This window comes from Paenisporosarcina sp. TG20 (genome assembly GCF_000286315.1).
GTDB lineage: Bacteria > Bacillota > Bacilli > Bacillales_A > Planococcaceae > Paenisporosarcina.
Window position 1 is genome coordinate 1 of record NZ_ALJG01000358.1, and the last position, 25563, is coordinate 25563.

Annotated in this window: 25 protein-coding genes; 4 read left to right on the top strand and 21 right to left on the bottom strand. The window is 36.6% G+C overall.

Annotation, left to right across the window (positions count from 1 at the left end; all coding sequences use genetic code 11):
• Positions 1-767: 767 nt before the first annotated feature.
• Genes B371_RS0118650 through B371_RS0118660 form a run of 3 tightly spaced genes read right to left on the bottom strand, consistent with a single transcriptional unit; the run spans position 768 to position 2807 of the window.
• Positions 768-1178 (bottom strand): Fur family transcriptional regulator, encoded by a 411-nt coding sequence (locus tag B371_RS0118650; protein WP_019415841.1) that lies wholly within the window; start codon positions 1176-1178, stop codon positions 768-770.
• Positions 1175-2041, bottom strand: a complete 867-nt coding sequence (locus tag B371_RS0118655) for a metal ABC transporter permease (RefSeq protein WP_019415842.1) — start codon at positions 2039-2041, stop codon at positions 1175-1177. The genes B371_RS0118650 and B371_RS0118655 overlap by 4 nt, the downstream gene beginning before the upstream one ends.
• 16 nt (positions 2042-2057) lie before the next feature.
• Positions 2058-2807 carry a metal ABC transporter ATP-binding protein gene (locus B371_RS0118660; protein WP_019415843.1) on the bottom strand — a complete coding sequence of 250 codons (750 nt, stop codon included), beginning with the start codon at positions 2805-2807 and terminating at the stop codon, positions 2058-2060.
• 102 nt (positions 2808-2909) lie between these two features.
• Here B371_RS0118660 and B371_RS0118665 point away from each other — a divergent pair, with 102 nt between their 5' ends.
• The gene (locus tag B371_RS0118665) at positions 2910-3149 is read left to right on the top strand and encodes a hypothetical protein (protein ID WP_019415844.1); all 240 of its coding nucleotides are present in this window, start codon (positions 2910-2912) and stop codon (positions 3147-3149) included.
• A 68-nt stretch (positions 3150-3217) separates the two neighbouring features.
• On the opposite strand, the gene B371_RS0118670 is transcribed toward B371_RS0118665, so the two are convergent.
• Together B371_RS0118670 and B371_RS0118675 are read right to left on the bottom strand one after the other, a co-directional pair.
• On the bottom strand, positions 3218-4105 hold the full coding sequence (locus B371_RS0118670; RefSeq protein WP_019415845.1) for a deoxyribonuclease IV: 888 nt from the start codon (positions 4103-4105) through the stop codon (positions 3218-3220).
• 13 nt (positions 4106-4118) lie between these two features.
• Entirely contained in the window at positions 4119-5420 is a 1302-nt protein-coding gene (locus B371_RS0118675) for a DEAD/DEAH box helicase (RefSeq protein WP_019415846.1), read from the bottom strand.
• 123 nt (positions 5421-5543) lie between these two features.
• On the opposite strand from B371_RS0118675, the gene vrrA reads away from it, so the two are divergent.
• Positions 5544-6176: a VrrA/YqfQ family protein gene (gene vrrA, locus B371_RS0118680; protein ID WP_019415847.1), complete on the top strand. Its 633-nt coding sequence runs from the start codon at positions 5544-5546 to the stop codon at positions 6174-6176.
• A gap of 66 nt (positions 6177-6242) precedes the next feature.
• Complete coding sequence (locus B371_RS0118685) at positions 6243-7220, top strand: 4-hydroxy-3-methylbut-2-enyl diphosphate reductase (protein WP_019415848.1); 978 nt, start codon at positions 6243-6245, stop codon at positions 7218-7220.
• A gap of 210 nt (positions 7221-7430) precedes the next feature.
• On the opposite strand, the gene B371_RS0118690 is transcribed toward B371_RS0118685, so the two are convergent.
• The 8 genes from B371_RS0118690 to B371_RS0118725 form a co-directional block, all read right to left on the bottom strand.
• A complete protein-coding gene (locus B371_RS0118690; RefSeq protein ID WP_019415849.1) occupies positions 7431-8549 on the bottom strand; it encodes a Nif3-like dinuclear metal center hexameric protein in 1119 nt (372 codons plus the stop codon).
• Positions 8546-9244: a tRNA (adenine(22)-N(1))-methyltransferase TrmK gene (locus B371_RS0118695; RefSeq protein ID WP_019415850.1), complete on the bottom strand. Its 699-nt coding sequence runs from the start codon at positions 9242-9244 to the stop codon at positions 8546-8548. The genes B371_RS0118690 and B371_RS0118695 overlap by 4 nt, the downstream gene beginning before the upstream one ends.
• A 150-nt stretch (positions 9245-9394) precedes the next feature.
• Positions 9395-9769: a cytochrome c550 gene (cccA, locus tag B371_RS0118700; protein WP_019415851.1), complete on the bottom strand. Its 375-nt coding sequence runs from the start codon at positions 9767-9769 to the stop codon at positions 9395-9397.
• A 139-nt stretch (positions 9770-9908) separates the two neighbouring features.
• Positions 9909-11048 carry an acyl-CoA dehydrogenase gene (locus tag B371_RS0118705; protein ID WP_019415852.1) on the bottom strand — a complete coding sequence of 380 codons (1140 nt, stop codon included), beginning with the start codon at positions 11046-11048 and terminating at the stop codon, positions 9909-9911.
• Positions 11049-11580: 532 nt separating this feature from the next.
• Positions 11581-12711 (bottom strand): RNA polymerase sigma factor RpoD, encoded by a 1131-nt coding sequence (gene rpoD / locus B371_RS0118710; RefSeq protein ID WP_019415853.1) that lies wholly within the window; start codon positions 12709-12711, stop codon positions 11581-11583.
• 29 nt (positions 12712-12740) lie between these two features.
• Entirely contained in the window at positions 12741-14558 is a 1818-nt protein-coding gene (gene dnaG, locus B371_RS0118715; RefSeq protein WP_019415854.1) for a DNA primase, read from the bottom strand.
• 294 nt (positions 14559-14852) lie between these two features.
• Positions 14853-15656: a pyruvate, water dikinase regulatory protein gene (locus B371_RS0118720; protein ID WP_019415855.1), complete on the bottom strand. Its 804-nt coding sequence runs from the start codon at positions 15654-15656 to the stop codon at positions 14853-14855.
• A gap of 14 nt (positions 15657-15670) precedes the next feature.
• Positions 15671-16309: a helix-turn-helix transcriptional regulator gene (locus tag B371_RS0118725; protein ID WP_026023132.1), complete on the bottom strand. Its 639-nt coding sequence runs from the start codon at positions 16307-16309 to the stop codon at positions 15671-15673.
• A gap of 325 nt (positions 16310-16634) precedes the next feature.
• On the opposite strand from B371_RS0118725, the gene B371_RS0118730 reads away from it, so the two are divergent.
• Complete coding sequence (locus tag B371_RS0118730; protein WP_019415857.1) at positions 16635-18017, top strand: glycine--tRNA ligase; 1383 nt, start codon at positions 16635-16637, stop codon at positions 18015-18017.
• A gap of 196 nt (positions 18018-18213) precedes the next feature.
• Here the strand turns inward: B371_RS0118730 and recO are convergent, their stop codons facing one another.
• The 8 genes from recO to B371_RS24330 form a co-directional block, all read right to left on the bottom strand.
• Positions 18214-18996: a DNA repair protein RecO gene (gene recO / locus B371_RS0118735; RefSeq protein ID WP_019415858.1), complete on the bottom strand. Its 783-nt coding sequence runs from the start codon at positions 18994-18996 to the stop codon at positions 18214-18216.
• Between the two features lie 18 nt (positions 18997-19014).
• Positions 19015-19929, bottom strand: coding sequence for a GTPase Era (gene era / locus B371_RS0118740; protein ID WP_019415859.1), 915 nt, complete (start codon positions 19927-19929; stop codon positions 19015-19017).
• Positions 19913-20323: a cytidine deaminase gene (locus B371_RS0118745; RefSeq protein ID WP_019415860.1), complete on the bottom strand. Its 411-nt coding sequence runs from the start codon at positions 20321-20323 to the stop codon at positions 19913-19915. The genes era and B371_RS0118745 overlap by 17 nt, the downstream gene beginning before the upstream one ends.
• Positions 20324-20335: 12 nt before the next feature.
• Positions 20336-20701 (bottom strand): diacylglycerol kinase family protein, encoded by a 366-nt coding sequence (locus B371_RS0118750; protein ID WP_019415861.1) that lies wholly within the window; start codon positions 20699-20701, stop codon positions 20336-20338.
• Positions 20688-21176: an rRNA maturation RNase YbeY gene (gene ybeY / locus B371_RS0118755; protein ID WP_019415862.1), complete on the bottom strand. Its 489-nt coding sequence runs from the start codon at positions 21174-21176 to the stop codon at positions 20688-20690. Before ybeY ends, B371_RS0118750 begins: the two co-directional genes overlap by 14 nt.
• Before the next feature lie 15 nt (positions 21177-21191).
• On the bottom strand, positions 21192-23327 hold the full coding sequence (locus B371_RS0118760; RefSeq protein ID WP_050995816.1) for an HD family phosphohydrolase: 2136 nt from the start codon (positions 23325-23327) through the stop codon (positions 21192-21194).
• Between the two features lie 99 nt (positions 23328-23426).
• The gene (locus tag B371_RS24325; protein ID WP_255348679.1) at positions 23427-23552 is read right to left on the bottom strand and encodes a hypothetical protein; all 126 of its coding nucleotides are present in this window, start codon (positions 23550-23552) and stop codon (positions 23427-23429) included.
• A gap of 762 nt (positions 23553-24314) precedes the next feature.
• A complete protein-coding gene (locus B371_RS24330; protein WP_019415865.1) occupies positions 24315-24437 on the bottom strand; it encodes a hypothetical protein in 123 nt (40 codons plus the stop codon).
• Positions 24438-25563 lie beyond the last annotated feature (1126 nt).

The window sequence follows — 25563 nt, forward strand, 5'->3', positions numbered from 1 at the left end:
CTGTTGGCCCGAGGAGGCTCGCCTGCCCGCCCCGTGGAAGCGTCTGCCTAGAGCACAAATCAGTGGTATCATACTAGAACCTACTCCTTCGAGAATACTGAATTCATGGCTTACTAATCTATATACATTCTTATTTTGTAAGAAAGCACAAATGATTTTATGCTCTTAATAGAAAAGGATTTATCAAACTGTATCTACTTTTGTTAACGGGTCGCTTTGAACGGAAAACGTACTATACTATGACCTTAAAATGAAAGAGATGGAGCGAAGTTTGGTCACTTCGCTCCATCTCTTTCTTACCGGCAATCTTGCATCAGGTTTGCGTCCGAAGCGCTCCTTCAACCTAGTGTTTTTAAAAAATGAGCAGCAAGTTTATACTTTTCATCTACTTAGAACTTTTCGCTCACTCAGATCAGATTTCCGCTCACTCAGAACAGTTTTTCGCTCACTCAAGACAATTTTTCGCTCACTCAAGACTACTTTCCGCTCACTCAATAGATAATAACCATTTATTACTAATTAAAATGCGTATACTTGCTAAAACAGCCGTTCCCATTATAGTCCACGGGCGGTCCGTGAGTCTCCTCGTCGCAGACGACTTGTTTTAGAATGTTAGTCTCTTTGCACTAAAACACCATACCCACAGGGTTCATGGCATCCTAGATTTATATGGTTTCTTAATTTTTTAAATAAGCGCACAAAAGCGTGAGGCATATGCCTCACGCTTTTTATTGTACCTCTCATACACTGAAATCAAAAAGAACATATCATTTACATTCAGGGCATTTTCCATATATCTCAAATTTGTGATTATCAATTTGATATGCAGGTAATTTTTCGTCTAACATATCCATTGGGCATAAATGAATTTCTTTGATTTTTCCACAAACCATACAGATGAAATGATGATGATGATGATCAGTTTCACATTGCATTCTAAAATGACGTTCCCCTGACAATTCAGTTTCATCTAATATATCTAACTCAACAAATGTACTTAAGTTTCGATAAATCGTGTCATAACTCATTCCAGGATAATCCCTCTGCATCACATCTAATAAATCTCGTGCTGTTAAATAACGATCATTATTATTAAATAATTCTAGTATTTGCTCTCGTTTACCCGTTTTTTTATACCCTTTTTCTTTTAGAAGGTCCCAAGCCTTTGTAATATTCATACAAGACTTCCCCTTTCTCTTTTTATTACGGCGCTTAACCAAATCTTTTTAACTAATAATACGATTAATAAAATTATAATAGATGTTACTACAATTGTACCACCTGGTGCAATATCTAAATAAAAAGCACTTACAAGACCAATAATTACTGCTGCTTCACCAAACAAAACTGATAAATAAATAGCTTGTTTAAAACCTTTAGCTAAACGCATACTTGCGGCTACTGGTAATGTCATTAATGAGGATACAAGAAGAATTCCAACGATTCGCATACTTGCAGCAATAACAAGAGCTGTGACAATCATAAATAAAAGATGTACCCATTTTGCGGGAAGTCCAGAAGCTTTAGCGTACTCCTCATCAAATGAAAGCAAGAACAACTCTTTGTAAAATAACAGTAAAAAAACTACAACTATAATAGCAATTACGATAACAATAAATAAATCTTGACGACTAACAGCTGACACAGAGCCGAATAAGTAACCAAATATATCTGAGCTAAAGCCATTTGCTAGCGATATAAAGATTGCACTAAATCCTATGCCTGCCGACATAATGATGGCAATAGCTAATTCTTCATAATGTTTGTACAACCTTCGAAATTTTTCAACTAGGACCGAACCGCTTACTGCTGCAATAATTCCTATATATAAAGGATTTAATAAAGCAAGAAAAGGGACGGACTGACTTAAAAATAAACTTCCTGCAATTCCTGCTAAAGTAACATGGCTAAGGGCATCAGCAATTAGTGACAGTCTTCTCACAATGATAAACACGCCAAGAAGAGGCGCAATAAGACCAATTATAAGTCCTGAAGCAAATGCATTTTGTAAAAATTGATAATTCAATATCGCTTCAATCATCTATTTCCCTCTTTTGTTAATGAATTTTTCTCACAGAATGGCCATACCATGCCTTTCTATCCTCATCGCTCAATTGTTGAAAGTCTTGTTTAAAACCATGAAAATGAATTGTTTGATTTAGACATGCCACATGACTAATTCTATCGGATACTGTATCTACGTCATGTGTTACAAGTATCAACGTGATATTTTGCTCACGATTTAATTTGGCTAGCATATCATAAAAAGATTGAACATGCTGATGATCAATCCCTACTGTAGGTTCGTCTAACACGAGACATTTAGGTTTACTGACTAAAGCTCTCGCAATAAAAATACGTTGCTGTTGCCCTCCTGAAAGCTCTCCTATTGAATGTTTCGAAAAACTTTCCATTCCAACTGATGTTAATGCGTCTACCACTAGATTTTTGGAGTTTTTAGGTAACTTTTTTAATAATCCGGTTTTCTTTACTAAACCACTTGCAACTACTTCATAAACAGTGGCTGGGAAACCTGAATTAAACGCATTTGACTTTTGAGAAACATAGCCTATCCATTCCTTTTGCTTAAAGTCACGACCCTTTTGACCGAATAAATGGACAGATCCTGACGTGGGTTTTAGTAAACCTAATATTATTTTTAACAAGGTTGATTTCCCAGATCCATTTGGTCCTAAAATAGCTAGAAAATCCCCTTGTTTAACCTGTAAAGAAATGTTTTTTAACACGACTGTTTGATCGTATTGAAATGATACTTGTTGAAGGTCTATATCGTATGTAGATTTCAAATTACCACCTCTTTCTAATACATAATCATTACGATTTACAAATGATTATTATAACTGAGAATTATATAAAAGTAAAATTTATTATCTTGAAAGGATGAAAAAATGGAAATATGGGAACTTATTCAAGCAACGAAAGAAAAATCAGATAAAGAAATTGCGAAAATGACACAGGCACTTCCAGTTCAACTAACACCTGAAGAAGTTAAATTAGTGCGGCCTATCTTCGATAAAGCTTCAATTCAATGGTTGCTCTTTGGGCCCCCAGCACATGTCAAAAAACAACTGACAGGGGTACTAGGAGCAGAACGTACTGAAACACTTTATAAGCATTTAGGATTATAAGAAAAGAGCATTTATAACATTAGACAATAAAAGACTCAAACAGATAACTGCTTGAGTCTTTTTAAATGTTATAATCGTAAATTATCAATTTTTTCAGGTTGAAACTCTTGTGCTTTGAACATTTCAATTTCGTGTAAATATGGTGGTTTTTTATTCTTTGCATCCAGTCCTACATAAGGTGTTTCCAATATTTTAGGAACATTAATTAATTGAGGATGATGTACAATTTTATTTAAACCTTTAAAACCTATTGCACCAAAACCAATATTTTCATGACGATCTTTTGCGGCTCCACGAACATTTTTACTATCATTGATATGAAGAACTTTTAAACGATCAATGCCAATCAAATGATCAAATTGGTTTAATACACCATCAAAATCCTCGACGATATTGTATCCTGCATCATGGGTATGACATGTATCAAAACAGACAGAAAGTCGCGCATTATTCTTAACACCATTTATAATCTGAGCAAGTTCTTCAAATGATCGTCCACATTCAGTTCCTTTGCCCGCCATTGTTTCTAATGCAATTTGAACTGGGAAATCATGTGATAACACTTCATTTAAACCTTCGATAATTTTTTCAATACCTTTATCTGCACCTGCTCCAACATGTGCACCCGGGTGTAAAACAATTTGTTTTGCACCCAATGCTGCAGTTCGTTCAATTTCTTTTTGTAGGAATTCAACGCCGAGTGCAAATGTTGCAGGTTTAAGTGAATTACCGATATTAATGATATACGGAGCATGAACAATGATGTCAGACATTCCATGTTCTTTCATATGAGCTTGTCCAGCATCGATGTTAAGATCTTCAATCGGTTTTCGTCGCGTATTTTGAGGAGCGCCTGTATAAATCATAAAGGTAGTAGCTCCATAAGACGCAGCTTCTTCACTAGCAGCAAGCAACATGTTCTTTCCACTCATTGACACATGTGAACCTAATAACATACCGAAAATCCCCTTACTTCTTACGGTTTTTAATACGACGTTCTCTTTTTTTAACCTTATCCATTTCCCATCTCATATTACGTTTATAACCCGGTTTAACTTTTTTAGGTTTTCTTACCATTGCTTTTGCTTTAATGTCAATCTCGCTGCTTTCACTCTTCTTACGATTTTTACGTTCGTGGCGTTCCTTAAGTTCTGACCACTCACCGTCTTTGATATCCACATGAACAAATGGAATTCCCATTTTTTCAATTCGAATAATCGCGTCTTCATCGGTTGGTTCATATAATGTAATAGCTGTGCCTTTTAATCCTGCTCTACCAGTACGACCAACACGATGAATAAAGAATTCCAAGTCGTCTGGAAGCTCAAAGTTAATCACGTGACTAACTCCTTGAATATCAATTCCTCTTGATGCAAGATCAGTAGCAACAATATATTGATATTCAAGATCACGAACTTGTTTCATCATACGTGTACGTTCACGTGGCGCTAAATCACCGTGAATACGTCCAACACGGTAACCAGCCTCAGCTAAATAATTAGCAACGTCATCTGCATTCTTACGAGTGTTTGTAAAAATAATAGCTAAGTATGGATTGATACCTTCCATAACTTCTACTAAACGTTTCTTTTTAGATTTACTACGAACAGGTACTAAATTAAAGACGATTCCTTCTGCTGTAGGACGCTTTTCTCCGATATGAATATGAACTGGTGCTACCATATATTTCTTTAAGAATGGCTGTAAACTTTCCGGAATAGTAGCAGAAAAGACGTACATTTCAAGCGTAGATGGCATTTTACCAGCAAATGCATCAATTTCTTCAATAAAGCCTAGGTCAAAAGCAAGGTCTGCTTCATCTACTACTAATATAGGTGCAGTATGAACAAGTAGGGCATTTTCTTTCACTAAGTCACGAATACGGCCAGGTGTTCCCACAATAATATGTGGTTGTGTTTTTAATTTATCAATCGCGCGTTGTTTATCAGTACCACCAATAAATAATTTGGATTGAATTTCAGTACCCTCAATTAGCTTGTTTAACTCTTCGAAAATCTGTGATGCAAGTTCGCGAGTTGGTGAAGTAATGATCGCTTGTAATTCAGGTTTTTCTGTTGTTAATCTCTCTATAATCGGAATTAGAAAACTATGCGTTTTCCCAGTACCTGTGTGCGCTTGGCCTATCGCACTTTTTCCTTTTAGAATTAGAGGAATCATTTCTTTTTGAATCGGTGTTGGTTTTGTAAAACCTAATTTACTAATAGCTTTTTGTAAAAAAGGTTGAAAATCATAATCTGCATATTTGGACATATTTGCCCCTCCTAACATCTTTCGTTCCATCATAACTTGTCTATTTGTTAAAGACCATTATCTTATCATAATTGTAGTGTGCCCTGTGCGTCAAATAACTATTTATTTAGAAAGGAAAATTCTATGCGTTATCAATCTTTTTATCCTTTTTCACAATCACAAATTCCAAATATGCCACAACGACAAGGTCCACCACTAGCACAACGACAATTACCACCACAAGCTCCACCACAAGCACCACCGACAAAAGGATTCTTAAGTAGCCTTTTCGGATCGAAAAATTCAAGTCCTCCACCTGCACCAGCACCAGTTCCTAACCAATATAGGGGAGCTCCTCAACAGATGCCTTTCGGTTTTCGAAATACCGGCATGCCACCAGCGCCTAATCAATTCCCTGGAGCTCCCTCTAACTTACCCTTAGGACAAGAAAATCTGGAGGCAGGAGCACCAAAACCTAACCGCATGGACCATTATTTACAAACCGCTGATCGCTTTTTATCAACCGCCGAACAAATAACACCTATGGTCCAGAGAGTCTCACCAATGTTTCAAAATATTCCTGCACTGTGGAAAATTTATAAAGGTTTTAAAAGTATGCCCAATGCAACGGCAGGTAGTAACGTAGCTAGCACGGCTACTGTCGCTGCCGCTGCTACTACTACTTCTGTTGTTCCTCCTACTACCGTTCCTTCTGGGGCATCAATTCCTAGTGCAAGTGGTAAATCTATACCCCGAATATTTCAACCGCCTCTTTGATTTTTGAATTCGGCACTCCACTCAGTTATACTAGAGGAGTAATAACTTATGAGAGGAGTGCTACATATGCAAGTACTCAAAATTTCCCCACGTGGTTATTGTTACGGCGTCGTTGATGCAATGATTATCGCACGTAATGCAGCCATGGACACATCTTTACCACGTCCAATTTATATATTAGGAATGATTGTTCATAATAAACACGTTACTGATGCCTTTGAGCAAGATGGCATTATTACCTTAGATGGTGATAACAGAAGAGAAATTTTAGAAAAAGTAAAGGGCGGTACAGTTATTTTCACGGCCCACGGAGTTTCACCTGAAATTCGTGAATTAGCTAGACAAAGAGGGTTTGTATCTATTGATGCTACATGTCCAGACGTTACGGTTACACACGATTTAATTAGTGAAAAGACCGCTGAAGGATACCAAGTTATTTATATCGGTAAAAAAGGACATCCTGAACCTGAAGGGGCAGTTGGCGTAGCTCCAAACGATGTTCACCTTGTTCAGTCAGTTGAAGACGTCGAGAAGTTGACTATTCAATCAGATAAATTAATTGTGACGAATCAAACCACAATGAGTCAATGGGATGTTGGTACTCTTATGGAAAAATTAAAACAAAAGTATCCACACATTGAAGTGCACAAAGAAATTTGTTTAGCGACTCAAGTTCGTCAAGAAGCTGTTGCGGAACAAGCTGGTGCTTCACAGTTGTTAATAGTAGTTGGGGACCCAATGAGCAATAATTCAAATAGACTCACACAAGTGTCAGAAGAAATAGCAAACACCCCATCTTACCGCATTTCGGATTTATCTGAGCTAAAATTAGAGTGGTTAGATGGAATTGATCGAATTGCGGTGACTGCAGGCGCTTCAACTCCAACACCTTTGGTAAAGGAAGTAGTTCATTTCTTAGAGAAGTTCGATCCTCTAGACCCAAATACACATAGTCTTGAACGAACAGTTACTCTTGATAAGATTTTACCTAAAATTAAAAAACTAAACCCTGTTAATCGAATTGAACCATATTCAATTTCATAAAGCAAAAAGAGGCTATCCAAAATTGGGTAGCCTCTTTTTTAAAAAATAAGAAATTATTCAAGTATAGGGTGCCATATACCTCGTGTTTCTGGTGTTTTTAGTTTATGTAGACTAACATTCTTAAATGGAATTTCTTTCATGTGAAGTTAATTCCGGGCAAACTATACCCGAATTTTTTTATTTGTTGGTAGGATTTGTCTTTTCTCAAAACTATACAAATCGAAATGGTTCTGTCGAAATACTTGAAGGAATAAATGAGCAAGCAAATTTCTTCTCTTTGCATAATCTATTCATTTTATCTGAAACACCCGTTTTCATAATCGATTCAACATGATGACCTGGATCAATAACGGATAACCCGAGAGCTTGAGCGTCTTGGGCTACATGGAAATATAAATCACCAGTCACTAAAACATCTGCACCTTCACGTTTTGCATTATTAATGTACTTGTTACCGTCACCACCGAGCACTGCTACTTTTCGAATGTTTGTTGTTGCATCACCTACCACTCGAACAAATGGCACCTTTAGTTGTTCTTTAACTTTATTTGCAAACGCATCAAGTGTCATTTCTTGTTTTAATATTCCTATGCGACCAATTCCTTGTTGTAGAGTTTTCGACTCTAGCGGCCATAAGTCAAAAGCCACTTCTTCATAAGGATGATGAGAATACATAGTCTTTAGGATTTTCGTTTTCCTAGAAGAAGGAAACACTACTTCTATTTTCTCCTCTTCCACTTCCTCTAAGAGATTTAAACTACCAATAACAGGATTAGAACCTTCTACAGGCTTAAACCGTCCAGTTCCTGAAGATGTAAAACTACAGCTCTCGTAATTACCAATGTGACCAGCACCTACCATTGCTAATTGCTCACGCAAACTCATTGCATGAGATTTAGGTACAAATATCGATAACTTCATCAACGCCTCTGAATAGGTTTCATCCAGGACCTTAATTTGTTGTAATTCAAGTGCTTCAGCTAATAAATCATTTACGCCGCCAGGAGCAACATCTAAATTTGTATGGGCTACGTAAACAGCGATATTATGTTTCATACAAAGCGAAAGCATGGCTCCTGTAGGTGTATCAGTCCGAAGGTTTACAAGAGGTCTATATATGGGAGGGTGATGAGCCATAATTAATTGACAGTTCTGATCGATGGCTTCTTGTACAACTGCTAATGTAACGTCAAGTGTTACAAGCACATTTTGGACTTGTCCATTTAATTGACCAATTTGCAAACCGATTGGATCATCTTTTAAAGCAAAAGACCTTGGCGACCAGGATTCAAATAGTTGAATAAGTTCATGTCCATTTGCTATTTTCATTTACTAATCGCCTCCTTAACAATCTTTAATTTCTCCTCAATTTCTTCTTTTTTCATTTGTACTTCCCTTGAAGACTGGGCAATACGAATTGCGCCCAATATTCGATTCCATTCAGCCGATTCTTTTGACCATTTCAAATAAAATGCTTCATTTCGAGCTTCCATTAAAAATGGACCTAGCAAAGTTTGAGCCTCTGATAACTTCATCTCTCCTCTTTCTAGCACAAGAATTTCGTAAATTTTATCCTCCTCTAAAAGAATTTCTTCGGCTATAAGGTTCCAGCCATTCGTCATGGCCCACTCACGAATTGCTTTCGCATGAATATTAGGCTGTAAAATCAATCGATTAACAGTTTTTAATTTTTCGAAACCCTGGTCTAAAATAGTAGTGATTAACGGTCCACCCATTCCTGCAATTGTTACTGTATCGACTAAATCATCCTGGGCAATTGCCGACAATCCGTTTGCAAGGCGGACTTCTATTTTATCATCTAATTGTTCTTCAAGAACCTGTCTCTGAGCGGATTCATAGGGACCTTTCGCAACCTCACCGGCAACTGCTTTTTTAGCAATTTGATGGTGAATTAAGTAACAAGGTAAATAAGCATGATCACTCCCAATATCTGCGACAATAGAACCTAATTGAACATATGATGCGACACGTGTTAAACGGTCTGAGAGACGTTGTGCGTTCAACGAAAACCTCTCCTTTCTTCTATATCAAAATTATATACACGAAAAGTAGGAATTGCCACTATTGCTCGCCCCCTATAGAAGAAGAGCTTTACTAAAAAAGGGCAATAAGAAAAACCCCTTATCCATTTTTAGGATAAGGGGTACGAATCACTATTTCAATGATAAAATATAATCTGCCATTTCATCCAAATGATCGCCCTCTACCAAACCACCAGGCATTCCTGCACCTTGTCCGTTAGCGAGAATATCAACAATCTCTTCTTTTGAAAGGTCAGTGCCTATTAATGATGGAGCATTAGCTTGACCACCTAAATCCCCACCATGACATTGGATACATTTCCCTTGTGCAACAGCTTCTGGATCAAATGCTTCAGCAGTATCTTCGCCTTCTGCACCTTCTGCACCTTCTTCATGTCCGGCTGCAATTTCTGCTTTTTGATCAACACCTTGAATTGATAAAAAGAAAATTAGACCAAGACCAAATACCATTATTAATAAGTAAGGAATTATTGGATTTTTTTGCATTATATTACCTCCTTCTTTTCGTTCATTCTATTTAAAAATAGAATAAGTCAACATTGTTATTGTACTGTATTCTATCACAAACGAAAAGTCTTTAAACAGTTGATTCACACATTGTGCCAAATTCGACAAATTCACATGGTTAGCAACCGATTAGACGAGCAATGACCATACGTTGAATTTCAGAAGTACCTTCCCCAATTTCGAGCAATTTGGCATCCCTCATATAACGTTCTACTTCATACTCTTTCATATAACCATAACCACCATGTATTTGAACCGCTTGATCAGCAACTTCCATGGCAATTTCTGATGCATACAACTTACACATTGAAGCTTCTTTAGTAAATGGTCTGCCTTGATCTTTCAACCAAGCAGCTTTGTAAACCATTGTACGAGCTAATTCAATTTTCATAGCCATATCTGCTAATTTAAATTGAGTTACTTGGAAATCAGATAATGGTTTACCAAATTGCTTTCGTTCTTTTGAATAACGGAGTGCTTTATCAAATGCTCCTTGAGCTATACCAACAGCCATAGCACCAATTCCAATTCGCCCGCCGTCCAGCGTCACTAAAAATTGACGGAAACCCTCTCCACGTTTACCTAATAAATTTGCTTTTGGTACTCGCACATTCTCAAGTACTAACTCTGTCGTATTAGAAGAATGTAAACCCATTTTTTCGTAGTTATCAATAACTGTAAATCCTTCAGCATCTGTAGGAACAATAATTGCACTAATTTCTTTCTTTCCATCCTTCATACCAGTAATTGCTGTAATAGCCAAATGCTTAGCGTGGCTTGCATTGGTTATATATACTTTGTTTCCATTAATAATAAAATCATCGCCATCTTCTACTGCTCGTGTTTGTGTACCACCTGCGTCAGAACCAGCATTCGGTTCAGTTAAACCAAAAGCTCCGAAAGACTCACCCGTACAAATAGGTGTTAAATATTTATGTTTTTGCTCTTCTGTTCCAAACAAGTTTAGTGGAGCCCCACCAAGTGATATATGTGCTGAATATGTAATGCCTGTAGATGCACAAACACGACTTAGTTCTTCTGTAACGATTGCAAAACTAATAGTATCTGCTCCTGCTCCTCCGTACTCCTCTGAAAACGGTAAACCCATCATCCCCATGTCGGCTACCTGTTTAAAGATTTCTTTAGGAAAAGCTTTTGTTCGATCACGGTCTATTGCACCTGGTGCAACAACTTTATCCGAAAACTCCCTCATTGTCTTACGAATCATTTGATGTTCTTGTGTTAAATCAAAATTCACTACAATCAACCCCTTTTGTTTTTAAAACGCTTTCTTTTTTATTATATCGGAAATAATCTAATATCCCAACTATTATTCTCTCATGATTTAAATTGAGTGAACCCTACTATAGTTAAAAATTCTAGTTTATTGGTTAAATATCGATGATTCTATGTTCTATTTCGGTAACTATATGATTTCTCTCTTTCTATTGATATTCTAGCAGTTCTATATCCGTCCAGTTTACGGACAGGTTATAGTCTTTGGACTTTAACAAATCAAAGCTTATGTCGCTATCACAAGGTTTTTCAGCAGCACCGATATGACAGGACACGATATTAAAATGAAGTAAAGACCAACTCGGTTGTATTAATTGAGATGGAAGAGTTTTTGATTTACAAGGAGGTTATTAAAATAAACGGTTCTTTCATGTCGGAATTATATTTCTTGATAATTTTATTTATTTTCTATCATTTCGGTTTATTCCTGTTCACCAAATCTCTCCAATAAACAACACAAAAACCCCCCGACATAAAATGTTGGGGGGTTAATATTATTCTAAAAAGTCTTTCAATCGTTTACTTCTAGATGGGTGACGCAATTTGCGTAAAGCTTTGGCTTCTATCTGACGAATACGTTCCCGAGTTACGCCAAAGACTTTTCCTACTTCTTCTAGCGTGCGTGTACGACCGTCATCAAGCCCAAAACGTAATCGCAATACATTTTCTTCTCGATCAGTTAACGTATCTAAAACGTCTTCCAACTGCTCTTTTAATAGTTCGTATGCAGCATGATCAGACGGTGATTGCGCTTCCGAGTCTTCAATGAAGTCTCCAAGATGAGAATCATCTTCTTCACCAATTGGCGTTTCAAGTGAAACTGGTTCTTGGGCAATCTTTAAAATTTCGCGTACTTTTTCTGCGAGCAACTCCATTTCTTCTCCAATTTCTTCTGGAGAAGGTTCACGACCTAAGTCTTGTAGCAACTGTCGTTGGACTCGAATTAGTTTGTTAATTGTCTCAACCATATGAACAGGAATTCGAATCGTACGAGCTTGGTCAGCAATCGCACGTGTTATTGCTTGGCGAATCCACCAAGTAGCGTATGTACTAAATTTAAATCCTTTACGGAAATCAAATTTTTCTACCGCTTTAATAAGACCCATATTACCTTCTTGAATTAAATCTAGGAATAACATACCACGTCCAACATATCGTTTTGCAATACTTACAACAAGTCGTAAGTTCGCTTCAGCTAAACGTTTTTTGGCTTCTTCATCGCCTAGTTCAATACGCTGTGCAAGGCCAATTTCTTCCTTTGCAGAGAGCAAGTCAACACGGCCAATTTCTTTCAAATACATACGCACTGGATCGTTAATTTTAACTCCTGGAGGTACGCTTAAATCGTTTAGATCAAATGAATCTTCATCTTGACCTTTTTTCATCATTTTTTCTAGATCTTCTTCATCACCATCTTTACGTCCTAGTTCGATGCCTTGTGCTTCTATCTGTTCGATAAACTCCTCGATTTGATCAGATTCCAATACATATGGAGATAGCTTTTCAGCTATTTCTGTAAAGGATAATTCACCCGCTTTTTTACCTGATTCGAGTAGAAATTTTTTGGCATCTTCAAATGTAACTTCTATTTCAACTTCTTTTGAACGTTCAGACTTGTCCGACATAAGTCTTCCTCCTTCTAAAACCAATCAAATTACATCGCTGATAACGATTTCTTCAATTCAATTATTTGTTTTGCAAGCATTAAAGCACGTGTCATATCTAAAGACTTTTCTGCTTCTCGAGATTCGTGCATTTTCTCTTGAATCTGAATCTCTATTCGGTGTTTATCTATTTGTCGCAAGCAGTCAGAGACTTCTTCACTTGCATGTTCTGGATCTCGTTCTGTTAACGTTGCTGCCATTACCAGCTTGCGTAAATCTATGTCCTCTAAAATTTCTAGAAAACGATGTTTATCTCCCTGAGGATATGTGTCGTAGAAACCTATGAGTCGAACAAAAATCGCTTCATATGAATCGTGGATGAATATGTGAAGGCCATGTTCTTGATGTAAACGATCGACAATATCAACTTCATTTAACATATGAGCGAGCAACAACTTTTCAGCCTGATCTATAGCTTGTCTCATTTTACGACTTACAGTCATATTTTGAGTAACTGGCGGTGTATTAGGTTGTTGTCTCGTGTTTTGTTTAATGGATCTACCTTCAATTTTTCGGAATTGTTGAATAATCGCCTCTGAAGAAATATTGGTTTCTTTTGATAATTGTCGAATGTATAAGTCTTGTTCAACAGGTGAAGTATTCCCCACAAAGTGCTCTAATACTTCTTGTACATATTGCAAAGTATCATTTTCGAATTGAAAATTCTTATTGCGTCGCGCTACCATCATCATAAAAGCCAAGTAAGCTTGAGGACGATTAATGATCTGTTTCTCAAAGGCTTCTGCACCATTTTGTTGAATAAAATCATCTGGATCCATTTGATTAGGTAAAATTGCAACTTCTGTTTTTATTTTGTTTTTTACTAAAAGCTGTGCAGCACGTTTAGCAGCTTCTAAACCAGCAGCGTCACCATCGTAACAAAGAGTGACGTTATCTGTTAAACGTTTTAACTTATGAATATGTTCCATTGTTAGTGAAGTTCCCATTGTTGCTACAGTATTCATGATGCCCGCTTTTGCGGCAGCTATAACATCCATAAAACCTTCCATGACAATGACTTTTTGCTTTTTACGAATAATCGGGCGCGAAACATCCAAATGATACAAAACTTTACTCTTTTGAAAGATAAGTGATTCCGGACTATTCATATATTTAGCATCTTGTGATTCTGTGTTTAAAACACGTCCTGAAAATGCAATTACATGACCTGCTTCATCATGAACAGGAAACATAATTCGTTCTCTAAATCGATCGAAGTACTCATTTTTATTTTCTTTTTGAATTACTAAACCACATTGTGCCATTTCAACTAAATTAAAACCTTTTCGTTCAAGCAAATTTGTTAAGGCATCCCACTTAGGAAGTGACCACCCAATTCTATATTGTTCAATAAGCTCTCGCGAAAACCCTCTTTCTTCTAAATAAAAGAGAGCTTTTTCCCCTTCTTCCGTGTTAAGGAGTAAGTGGTGGTAATAATTCATAGCAAATGTATGTGCTTCTTTCATACGCACTTCATCTTTAGAAACTTTTGGAGATTCACTAGTTTGTGGTTCAATATCAATATCGATTCCTACTCGAGAACCTAACTTACTAACAGCTTCTTGAAAAGATAGATTGTCTATATCCATTACAAAAGTGATAGCGTTCCCACCAGCTCCGCATCCAAAGCAATGAAATATTTGTTTGTCTTGTGAAACAGAAAACGATGGTGTTTGTTCGCCATGAAATGGGCAAAGGCCAAACCAGTTTCGTCCACGTTTAGTTAACTGAACATATTCGCTAATAACATCAACTACATCATTACTTGTTCGTATTTGTTCAATTGTTTGTTCTGGAATTCGTTGCATATGTCATCACCATCTTTACAGGCTATATATTAAATTCGAGATGGATGAAGAAAATCCTGCAAGTTTCGACAAAAAAATTTTAAAAACCAGTTTGCACACAAATTAGTGCAGACAAATGTTTTTTCAAACACTGATATCCGATAATCCACACTTCTTTCTTAAGTGTGGAAACTTGCGAATTGCACTCTTATTAAATATTTTTACCACAAATTTTCATTATAAAACATTTTACTGAAAAAATCTATAAAATATTAGTGTTCTAAAAGAAAAAACCTTCCCAACAAGGGATGGTTTTTACTGGATTTTATTTAATATCACGTTTGCAGTTTCTTCAACAGCCCGATTGGTCACGTCAATGACCTGACAACCAATCATAGCGACTACTTTTTCAAAATGTTTAATTTCTTTTTGAATACGATCTAATTTCGCATAACTGGCATCATCATTTAACCCTAGAGCAATTAAACGTTCTTTTCGTATAAAATTTAATTTATCTGGTGAAATGACAAGACCAAAGCATTTGGAGGGTTCTACTCTAAATAATTCTTCTGGTGGCTCTACTTCAGGTACAAGAGGTACATTTGCCACTTTAAATCGTTTGTGTGCTAAATACTGTGACAAAGGAGTCTTTGATGTTCGAGATACGCCTATTAATACGATATCTGCAAGGAGCAAACCTCTTGGATCTCGACCATCATCATATTTCACAGCAAACTCAATTGCCTCAATTTTCTTGAAATAATCTTCATCGAGTTTACGAACCAAACCTGGCTCTTCAAATGGAACTTCGCCCAAACAATCTTCTAGAGTATCCATTAAAGGACCCATTAAATCAATTGATTTTACACCTTGAGTTGCGCAGTCGATTTGTAAACTAACACGCATTTCTTTTTTTACTAGTGTGTATAAAATCATAGCTTCCTGAATTTTAGCTAAATGGACAATTTCTTTAATGTGATCTAAAGTTTCAATATGTGGAAAGCGTTTTAAAGAAGTATTTTGTAAACCAGGTCTAAACTGGCTGACCGCTGCTTTCGCAACTAATTCTCCTGTTTCTCCTACTGAATCAGAAACAATAAATATATGCAATGTTTTCATCGTTTTTCATCACCTCATAAATCATGATTTTCAGCTAAGGATAGAAAGGCACCTGTTATGTTAGTTTTAGTTATTCTTCCTATCACTTCATATCCGTCTGGATGTTCTTTTACGATTGGAAGTGCATCTATTTGTTTGTCAATTAATTTCTTCGCAGCATGAAGTAGGGAATCATGTTTAAAGCAAGACGTAATATTTGGCATTCGAGTCATTATAATATGAACTGGAATTTTATTTAAATCTTGTTGACCTAAGCTTGTGCGAAGTAAATCTTTTCGGGATAAAACACCTGATAAGTATGCTCTTTTATCAACAACGAATAAAGTTCCTACATCTTCTAAAAACATTTGACAAATGGCATCATATACCATCATATTTTCATCTATTACAATAGGTATTGACTGGAAGTCTCTTACTTTCATATTCATCATGCTATCGGTGACAGCTTGACCAGTTTTTTTGCCTGAATAAAAGTATCCTACCCTTGGCCTAGCATCCAAAAAGCCAGCCATGGTTAATATCGCTAAATCCGGTCGAAGTGTAGATCTCGTTAAATGTAATCGTTCTGCAATTTGTTCTCCTGTTATTGGACCATTTTCTTTTACAATGCCCAAAATTTCCTCTTGACGTTTGTTGAGTTCGATCGGACTCACCGCCTCAAAAAGTGTTATACTCAATGTTAAATAGTATATACTATTTAACTAACGTTATCTAGTATCTGAATTGAGTAGCTTTTTAAAAATTTATATGATACAATTTGGTCAATTATATAGACGAAGATGGGAAAATATATTGTTCATCTAAAGCGAGCAGAGATAGTGAAAGTCTGTAACGAACAAAAAAGGCGTCCTGGAGTCAGCATTTGAAAGTGGATTGAACTTCTCAATCAACTGGGGTGGAACCGCGGGTATTAAGCACTCGTCCCCGGACATTTATTGTCCGGGGACGAGTGCTATTTTTAATTTGGAGGGTTTTTTTATGACAATCACAATGGAAAAAGTAGTTAGTTTAGCGAAACACAGAGGTTTTGTCTTTCCTGGCTCAGACATTTACGGTGGCTTAGCCAACACATGGGATTATGGTCCCCTAGGAGTTGAACTGAAAAACAATATTAAAAAAGCTTGGTGGCGTAAATTTGTACAAGAATCTCCATATAATGTTGGATTAGATGCAGCAATATTAATGAACCCTAAAGTTTGGGTAGCTTCCGGCCATATCGGGAACTTTAATGACCCGATGGTTGACTGTAAAAAATGTAAAACTCGTCACCGTGCCGATAAATTAATTGAAAATGCATTAGAAGCAAAAGGCATTGAAATGATTGCAGATGGCCTTTCTTTTGAGAAAATGGAACAACTTATTGAGGAACACTCCATTATTTGTCCAGATTGCGGAGCACAAGACTATACGGATATCCGTCAGTTTAACTTGATGTTTAAAACTTCCCAAGGTGTTACCGAATCGTCTTCAAATGACATTTACTTGCGTCCAGAAACTGCACAAGGTATTTTTGTTAATTTTAGAAACGTGCAACGTTCCATGCGTAAAAAAATGCCGTTTGGTATTGCACAGATTGGTAAAAGTTTTAGAAATGAAATCACACCTGGTAACTTTACGTTCCGAACACGTGAGTTTGAGCAAATGGAACTCGAATTCTTTTGTAAACCTGGTGAGGATTTAGAATGGTTTACTTTTTGGCGCGATTATTGTAAAAACTGGTTGTTAAACTTAGGTTTATCAGAAAGTAACATACGATTACGTGATCATGACCCAGAAGAACTATCTCATTATGCATCTGCTACAACAGATGTAGAATACAAATTCCCATTTGGTTGGGGTGAACTATGGGGTATTGCAGATCGAACTGACTTTGATTTGAAACGACATATGGAACATTCAGGTGAAGATTTTAATTACATCGATCCTATAACAAATGAACGATATGTTCCTTACTGTATCGAACCATCTCTAGGAGCAGATCGAGTAACATTAGCATTCTTATGTGATGCATATTCTGAAGAAGCTCTAGAAGGTGACGATAAACGAACAGTGTTACGTTTCCATCCAGCTTTAGCTCCTATAAAAGCTGCAATATTACCTTTGTCAAAAAAATTAAGTGAAGGTGCTACTCAAGTCTTTACTGATTTGAGCAAACACTTTATGGTGGATTACGATGAATCTCAGTCAATAGGTAAACGTTACCGCCGACAAGATGAGATTGGTACCCCTTTCTGTATTACGTATGATTTTGATTCTGGAGAAGACGGTCAAGTAACTGTTCGTCATCGCGATTCAATGGAACAAAAACGTATGCCAATCAGTGAAGTAAAAGTATATATCGAAAAACGTTTAGAATTTTAAACATTAGACGTAAACGTACTTGATATATGCAAGTTCCAGGTTGCTTTGGACGCCAAACTTACTGCACCATAACCTGAAGAATAAAAGGGGCGAGCGAAGTTTCGCTCGTCCCTTTCTATTCATCAATCTAGCGGCGGGTTTTTGTACAACGCGACCTTTATGATTCACGAATAAAAAATCCGTCTTACGATTCAGTTTATGGAATCGTAGACGGATTTTCTTTTTTAGGAAAGTGTTGAGGTGATCGTTCGAGTTGATCAAGAAACGATTGGGACTTTAACCGAATTCCGGTTTGTTCTTCATAAATTGTTCGAATTATCTTTTTGATAAATGTTTTTGTTTCTTTTTTTAAGGTTAATTTACCCACTTGGTCAATTGGAACTGTATAAAATGTTCGAATGAGTTTGACCTGAGCTGGAGATAAACGAATAATATATGGATCAATATTAAAACAGCGATGACACAAGAATCCGATTTGTTGAAAGGAAAAAGCAAATTCACCATCAGTTGCACCACAATTAGTACATTGATGTAAAGTAGGATATATACCAGTGACCGGTAACATTTGCCATTCAACAAACAAAGCAATAGCTTCTGGGTCATATTCATCTGCAATTGCATGTAAAGCCTGTCGCAATAAATTGAATATTGCGGGTTGCGGGTTACGATCTTCCACCGCTCGATCTATTAATTCAACGACAAAACATGCATAAGCGGTTGCTTCAATATCTTCTCCAATATGTCGGAATGACTCCAACTGCTCCCCTTGTTGCATCGTACCCATTCCCGTGCCTTGTTGAATAAGAAACGATCCATGGGTAAATGATTGTGTGACTGAAGCTAAACGGCTTGTTGGTTTTTTTGCACCTCTGGCCATTGCTGTAATTTTGCCACCTTCTCGAGAGAAAAGCGTGACGATTTTATTGGCTTCCCCATAATCTTGGGTTTTTAAGACAATGCCTTCTATACGATTCAGCAACTGCCTACACGCCCCTTATTAATACTCGTCGTCGCGAAACCCGAAATCACGTAAATGGACTTGTTTGTTGCGCCAATCTCTTTGAACTTTTACCCACAACTCAAGGTATACTTTACTTCCCAATAACATTTCTATATCTTTACGAGCACGCATACCTACTTCTTTTAAAAGTGCTCCCTTTTTGCCGATGACCATGCCTTTTTGTGACTCACGTTCAACCATGATCGTCGCTGTTACACGAATTTTTTCACTATCTTCTTCTCTTTTAATTTTCTCAATAACAACAGCAATTGAGTGTGGGATTTCTTCGTGAGTTAAGTGAAGTACTTTTTCACGAATTAATTCCGAAATGATAAAACGCTCTGGATGGTCTGTTACTTGATCAGCAGGGTAATATTGAGGGCCTTCTGGCAAATATTTTGTTAACACTTCAAGTAACCCATCTATATTGATTCCTTCTAAAGCGGAGATTGGAATAACGTCTGCAAAATCGTATTCTTTGCGGAATGATTCCGTGACACTCAATAATTTATCTGGATGAATTAAATCAATTTTATTCATGACTAAAAATACTGGAGTTTCATTCCCTTTCAGCATCTCAAAAATATATCGATCTTGTTTCCCAATACGGTCGACTGAATCCACCATCAATAAAATGGCATCCACTTCACGTAGTGTATTTTTAGCCACTTTCAACATAAAATCACCTAGTTTATGTCTAGGTTCATTAATTCCTGGTGTGTCAATAAAAATAATTTGTTGTTTATCAGTCGTTAAAACACCTTGAACTTTATTTCTGGTCGTTTGTGGTTTATCACTCATAATGGCAATTTTTTGTCCAATTACTTTATTTAAGAACGTTGATTTACCAGCATTCGGTCGGCCAATAATTGATATAAATCCTGATTTATATCCTTTACTTACTTCTAACATATATTAGATCCTCCTGAGAAAATGCACCAGGTAACAGTTCTGCAACTGTAGTCTCCTGAACATCACCTTTTAAATTAGTTAAATACACAGGCATGTTAGGTTCACAAAACTCTGCAATTACTTGTCTACAAGCTCCACAAGGCGATACTGGGCCATCTGTGTCAGCAACGACAGTAAGTGAAGCAAAATCACGAACTCCCTCTGAGACCGCTTTAAACACCGCTGTACGCTCTGCACAGTTTGTCATACTATAAGCTGCATTTTCTATATTACAGCCATGGTACACTTTTCCTTCTTTCGTGACTAAAGCAGCGCCTACTTTAAATTTAGAGTATGGTACGTACGCATTTTCGCGTGCGATTTTTGATTCTTCAATTGCTTGTAGTTTATCCACTTTTCAAACACCTCAATTAAATATTTCCATCCACTTAGGTATAAAGATGAGTATTCCGATTATAGCACTTGCGCAGGCAAATACAAGAACTGCAGCAGCACTCATGTCTTTTGCTTGCTTCGCTAAAGCATGTATCTCCGGTGATGCTAAATCAACTACTTTTTCTATAGCCGAATTAACTAATTCCAAACTTATCATCCCTGAAATACAGAAAATTATAAAAATCCATTCATTTTTAGATAAATGACTAAAGGATCCAGACACAATAACAACAGTAGCAACAAATATATGTATCCGGAAATTTCGCTCTTTCTTACCTGCATTTAGTATTCCTTCAAGTGCATATTTAAACGAAGCAAAAAGATTATTGTTTTTCATCCTGTTCACGTCGCAATCCAAACGATTGTAAAATAGATTCTTGTTTTTCCGTCATCTCTTTTTCATCTACGCCATCCATATGATCATAACCAAGCAAATGTAGAAAACCATGAATAGCTAAAAAACCCAATTCTCTTTCTTCACTATGTCCATAGTCAACTGCCTGCTCTTTTGCACGTTCAACAGATATCACTATATCACCAAGAATTCGTGGGGTACCTTCTACTTCGATAGACATCTCACCTTCACTTAATTCTTCCATCGCAAATGAGATCACGTCAGTTGCAACATTTTTGTTTCTGTATTGGTTGTTAATTTGTTGAATTTCTTCATTGTCCGTAAATACAACAGACAACTCACTGCCTTGGGTGATACCCTCTACTTCAGCAGCATGATGTAACATTTTTTCAATTAACTCAATATTTTTAGGTGATAATAACTGAGTACGATCGATTAAGTCGATTTCTAAATACATAAAAATTCTCCCTTTTTATTCTGGGTATTCAATTCTTGAATGAAAGATACCATTTAATGTTTCACACAAAACTAGTTCGATTGTTTTTAGCTCTTTTATTGTCAAGTCACAATCATCGAACTGACCATCGTGTAATCTATCTTTAATAATTGATGCAACAATTTCTTTTATTTTTTCAGCTGTCGGTTGTTTCATCGAGCGAACAGCTGCCTCCACGCTATCTGCTATGGATATAATTGCTGTCTCTTTCTTTTGAGGTTTTGGACCTACATAACGATAGTCTTCTTCTTTAACTGGTTTTCCTTCCTCTTTTGCCTTGTGATAGAAATATTTCAATAAAGTTGTTCCATGGTGTTGTTCTGCAATGTCGATTATTTCTTTAGGCATTTTGTGTTTTCGTAATAGTTTCGCTCCGTCACTACCATGAGATAAAATAATATCTTTACTTTTTTCTGGAGGCAAAGAATCATGGGGATTTGCATGATTTATTTGATTCTCAATAAAAAAACCAGGTCTTATTGTCTTACCGATATCATGATAATAACAACCTACACGTGCTAATAATCCATCAGCACCAATTGACTCACATGCTGCATCAGATAAATTAGCAACCATCACACTATGATGATAAGTCCCAGGTGTTTCAGTTAATATTTTTTTCAATAATGGATGATTTGGGTTTGATAATTCGATTAATTTCATTACAGAAATCATCCCAAATGCTGATTCGAAGAAAGGTAGTAAACCAATGGTCAGTGCACCTGATAATAATCCAGATGTAATGGCAGCTATCCCATAAAACATAAGTTCACTAAGCCCGTAATCAGATTGTGTCATTAATATATAAAATGTCATAAAAACAATGTTGGCAACAGCTACTCTTACACTTGTTTGGAGTAAGTGTGACCTTTTTTCCGCCCCTTCAATCATATATAAACCAGCCAACCCACCAAATAAAATATAGAGGGTGATTTCCATTTGCAGAACCATTGAGTAGCCTTCTTGAAAGACTAGACCTCCAACAGCAGCAGTTAAAAACGTAACCAAAACAGCAAAACGCTCATTGATTAAGGATCGGACAAGCATTGGGGCTAAAGCTGTCGGAAATAAGAAAGCTATATTTACATCAAAATTTTCCGATACTAAACTAATTAACTTCATACTAACGACACTTAAAATGAAGATGAGCAGGACAACTACTAATGCTCGTTGACGCTCTTCTTTATTAGCCCTCCATTTCATCATGTGCATATGTACAAGCCACATACACAAAGAAATAAAAAGAATTAACCCGACAATAGGTTTTAATGATGATTGATTAGTTAACATTCCAGCTAGTCCGAGTTTACGATATACTTCACGATCGATGACCTGTCCCTCTTGGACAATTACTTGTCCCTGAAGAATGCGTGTTGGTTCAATACTTGCCCTAGCCTGGTCAATTCTAACTTGAGTTAGTTGCTCGTTTAAAATTTCATTCTCATTAATACTATATCGACCTATTAATATCGCTGTTGATAATATACTTTCTGGGATAGATGGATATCCAAGAATACGATTTTCAATTTCGTTTTTGGCACTCGCTACCTGTTCAGAACGAATTGGTTTACTCATAATATCGTTAATAGATGCTGTAAGGGAATTGCGTAACTGAAGTAAAATACTGTTATCTACTTCCAGTAATACGGTCAAGGTTGCATCTGTGAATCGGATTCCTTCACCATCTGTCTCAAGCACACTTAAGTTTTCCTTTAAGACATTTAATTGTTCTTTAATTGGTAGTAGCTCTTCATCTGATTGCGCTTTTATTTCCAATACATAATCAAATATTGATGTGACAATTGCAGCACGGTTTTCCCCATTTTCTTCAGAGAATTGATAGACACTTCTCACTTCAGCTGCCGCTCTATCACGTTCTTCTTCCGTCTTCACAGGATCTTCAACAGTTTTTACTGAGCGTATCGTGTCTTTGGATAGTTGAAATTGTACAATATCATACTTCTCAGGTCGTACGCCATTCAACAATAGTAAGAAAAGGAGTAATCCAGTAATCACTATTATTAAAATGGTAAATGTTCTATGGCCTTCTAGGAGTTTAAGATTTTTAAACCAATTAATCACTATGACACCCCATTTTCTTCCTACTATCATATCAAGAATTTTCAAATATTACATTTAAATTTGTAAAAAATAAGAAAAATCGGGTAAGTGCGCCCGGTTCTTTAGAAAGAACACAGTATCAACTTTGGTTTACGGGATGATAACCGTTACAGGCGGACGCTTTCCGTGAGACTCCTCGTCGTTTGAAAAAGCTGCTCCTGCATCGCCTTCTCTAGCTTCATTGCAAACGAATTGAGCATAATAGCTTTTGCCCAATTCGTTGCCTATGGGGTCTCACCGAGGGCACTGAAAAAGTCCACCAGTATAGACTTGACTATGTATTCCCTATACTACACGATTCGGCGCTTAGTGGATGCCTCCCTCGAGAAGCCAGTCAGAAAACCACTGCCAGTCTTCTCGCTCCGGCTACCACTTGAAAGGCGCCTGTGCTTAGTTCTTCCATATTGATTACATCTAAAGCAGATGTAAGGAGTCATGGCCATATTCGTAGTAATACCTCAAACGAATTATGACTTTACTAAAGAAATCAGAATAAAGAATACGAAAGTAAATGTGTTATTTTGTACAAAATCGAATGAAATGCAGCTTTTTAAAAATGAAAGTACACATACAACTATTAAAAATGTTGCTTTCCCCCTGGAGTCGCCGTCTTTCACTACAAACATTCACTTGGTTATAAATCAACAGTGAAAACAATATTTTTAAAAAATAATTATAAAAAATCGTCCTATTTTTTATATGAAAGTACTCACACCTATAAGATTACTAAACAAGAATTTATCACTGAACAAAATTAACTTTAACTTCTCCGGAAAATTTCAGAGGTAACTTGTTGAAAAAGGAAATCACGACTTTGCATTGATCGGATCCACTCGCGAGAGTTTCACCAAACAAATTCCACTTTAGAATGTTAGTCTCCGTATGCTGAGATCATGGCACATCAATTTTATATACATTCTTAAGATGAAAAAGTGTACAGCAACTCATCGTTAACTCTCTGAATGGACTTCTTTTCATTCACTTAGAACTTTTCGTCCACTCAAGACATCTTTCCGTCCATTCAATATCACTTTTCATCCACTCAAGACTACTTTTCATCCACTCAGCATCACTTTTCATCCACTCAGCATCACTTTTCATCCACTCAAGACTACTTTTCGTCCACTCAGCAGGAAATAACCATTATACTCCAACTGAAATGCGCATACTTACTGAAACATTTGCCCTCGATATAGTTGTCAGCTTGGAAATTCTTCTTTTTCATTTAAATAATGTGAAAAATTCTATATTTGGATGATCAATAGTCAAATAACCTAAGAAAAACCGGGCAGAATACGCCCGGTCCTTAAAGAAAGCACACAGTATCCACTTTGGTTTATGGTATGATTTCCGTTACAGGCGGACGCTTTCCGCGGGCGAGCGCCAAGCCTCCTCGTCCGCTAGCGCTACCTGCGGGGTCTCGTCTGTCTCGCTTTTTCCGCTGGAGTCGCCACCTTCCACTACAATCATTCTTCTTTTAAAATCAACAATGATAACAATATATAAAAATAAAAATAAAAATTCGTTTTATCTTGTAAAAAGAAAGTACCAAACCTATATAGAATGATTTTTTATGTACAACCCAAATATTACTAACCAAGAATATATCACTGAACAAAATTCACTTTGACTGAGGGAAACTTGGATTTCTAAAAAAGTAAATCACGACTTCTTATTAATTGAATTACGAGAGTCACATTAAAGAAATACCGTTTTAGCATGTTAGTCTCCATATACTAAAAACACGATGAACACTGGGTTCTTGGCAATCTATAGTCATATAATTTCTTATCTTGTAAGAAAAACCTGGCAAAGTACGCCTAGTCCTATTAAGAAAGTACAAATGATTTTATGTTTAGTTGAAAAAGATATATCTAAATGTATCTCCTTCTGTTTCCGGGCCATTTTAGGACGGCATTCTAGAGGAAACTTGCGTTTGTAAAAAAGAAAATTACGCCTTCACTTTAATCAGATTAACAATAGTCTCACTAAAGAAATTCCCTTTTAGAATGTTAGTCTCCGTAATACTAAAAAACATCATGATTATATGTTTCCTTATCTTTTTTTAAAAAACACAATGCGTTTCTCTAGCCCGGAGACGCCTTTGGAAGGACGAAAGACCAACGTCTCGTCTTTCTGACCCCATAAAGAGGCCGACGTGGCTCTAGGAGCTAGACATAGCGAGTGCAAGATCAAAGATCTAACTCGAAAAAACATATACTCTCTT

What these genes read in the sequence shown, in the direction of transcription:
- B371_RS0118650 (WP_019415841.1), bottom strand. Translation starts at nt 1,178, where the DNA reads ATGAATATTACAAAGGCTTGGGACCTTCTAAAAGAAAAAGGGTATAAA.
- B371_RS0118655 (WP_019415842.1), bottom strand. Translation starts at nt 2,041, where the DNA reads ATGATTGAAGCGATATTGAATTATCAATTTTTACAAAATGCATTTGCT.
- B371_RS0118665 (WP_019415844.1), top strand. Translation starts at nt 2,910, where the DNA reads ATGGAAATATGGGAACTTATTCAAGCAACGAAAGAAAAATCAGATAAA.
- B371_RS0118670 (WP_019415845.1), bottom strand. Translation starts at nt 4,105, where the DNA reads ATGTTATTAGGTTCACATGTGTCAATGAGTGGAAAGAACATGTTGCTT.
- B371_RS0118675 (WP_019415846.1), bottom strand. Translation starts at nt 5,420, where the DNA reads ATGTCCAAATATGCAGATTATGATTTTCAACCTTTTTTACAAAAAGCT.
- vrrA (WP_019415847.1), top strand. Translation starts at nt 5,544, where the DNA reads ATGCGTTATCAATCTTTTTATCCTTTTTCACAATCACAAATTCCAAAT.
- B371_RS0118685 (WP_019415848.1), top strand. Translation starts at nt 6,243, where the DNA reads ATGCAAGTACTCAAAATTTCCCCACGTGGTTATTGTTACGGCGTCGTT.
- B371_RS0118690 (WP_019415849.1), bottom strand. Translation starts at nt 8,549, where the DNA reads ATGAAAATAGCAAATGGACATGAACTTATTCAACTATTTGAATCCTGG.
- cccA (WP_019415851.1), bottom strand. Translation starts at nt 9,769, where the DNA reads ATGCAAAAAAATCCAATAATTCCTTACTTATTAATAATGGTATTTGGT.
- rpoD (WP_019415853.1), bottom strand. Translation starts at nt 12,711, where the DNA reads ATGTCGGACAAGTCTGAACGTTCAAAAGAAGTTGAAATAGAAGTTACA.
- dnaG (WP_019415854.1), bottom strand. Translation starts at nt 14,558, where the DNA reads ATGCAACGAATTCCAGAACAAACAATTGAACAAATACGAACAAGTAAT.
- B371_RS0118720 (WP_019415855.1), bottom strand. Translation starts at nt 15,656, where the DNA reads ATGAAAACATTGCATATATTTATTGTTTCTGATTCAGTAGGAGAAACA.
- B371_RS0118730 (WP_019415857.1), top strand. Translation starts at nt 16,635, where the DNA reads ATGACAATCACAATGGAAAAAGTAGTTAGTTTAGCGAAACACAGAGGT.
- era (WP_019415859.1), bottom strand. Translation starts at nt 19,929, where the DNA reads ATGTTAGAAGTAAGTAAAGGATATAAATCAGGATTTATATCAATTATT.
- B371_RS0118750 (WP_019415861.1), bottom strand. Translation starts at nt 20,701, where the DNA reads ATGAAAAACAATAATCTTTTTGCTTCGTTTAAATATGCACTTGAAGGA.
- ybeY (WP_019415862.1), bottom strand. Translation starts at nt 21,176, where the DNA reads ATGTATTTAGAAATCGACTTAATCGATCGTACTCAGTTATTATCACCT.
- B371_RS0118760 (WP_050995816.1), bottom strand. Translation starts at nt 23,327, where the DNA reads ATGATAGTAGGAAGAAAATGGGGTGTCATAGTGATTAATTGGTTTAAA.
- B371_RS24330 (WP_019415865.1), bottom strand. Translation starts at nt 24,437, where the DNA reads ATGAAAAGTGATGCTGAGTGGATGAAAAGTGATGCTGAGTGGATGAAA.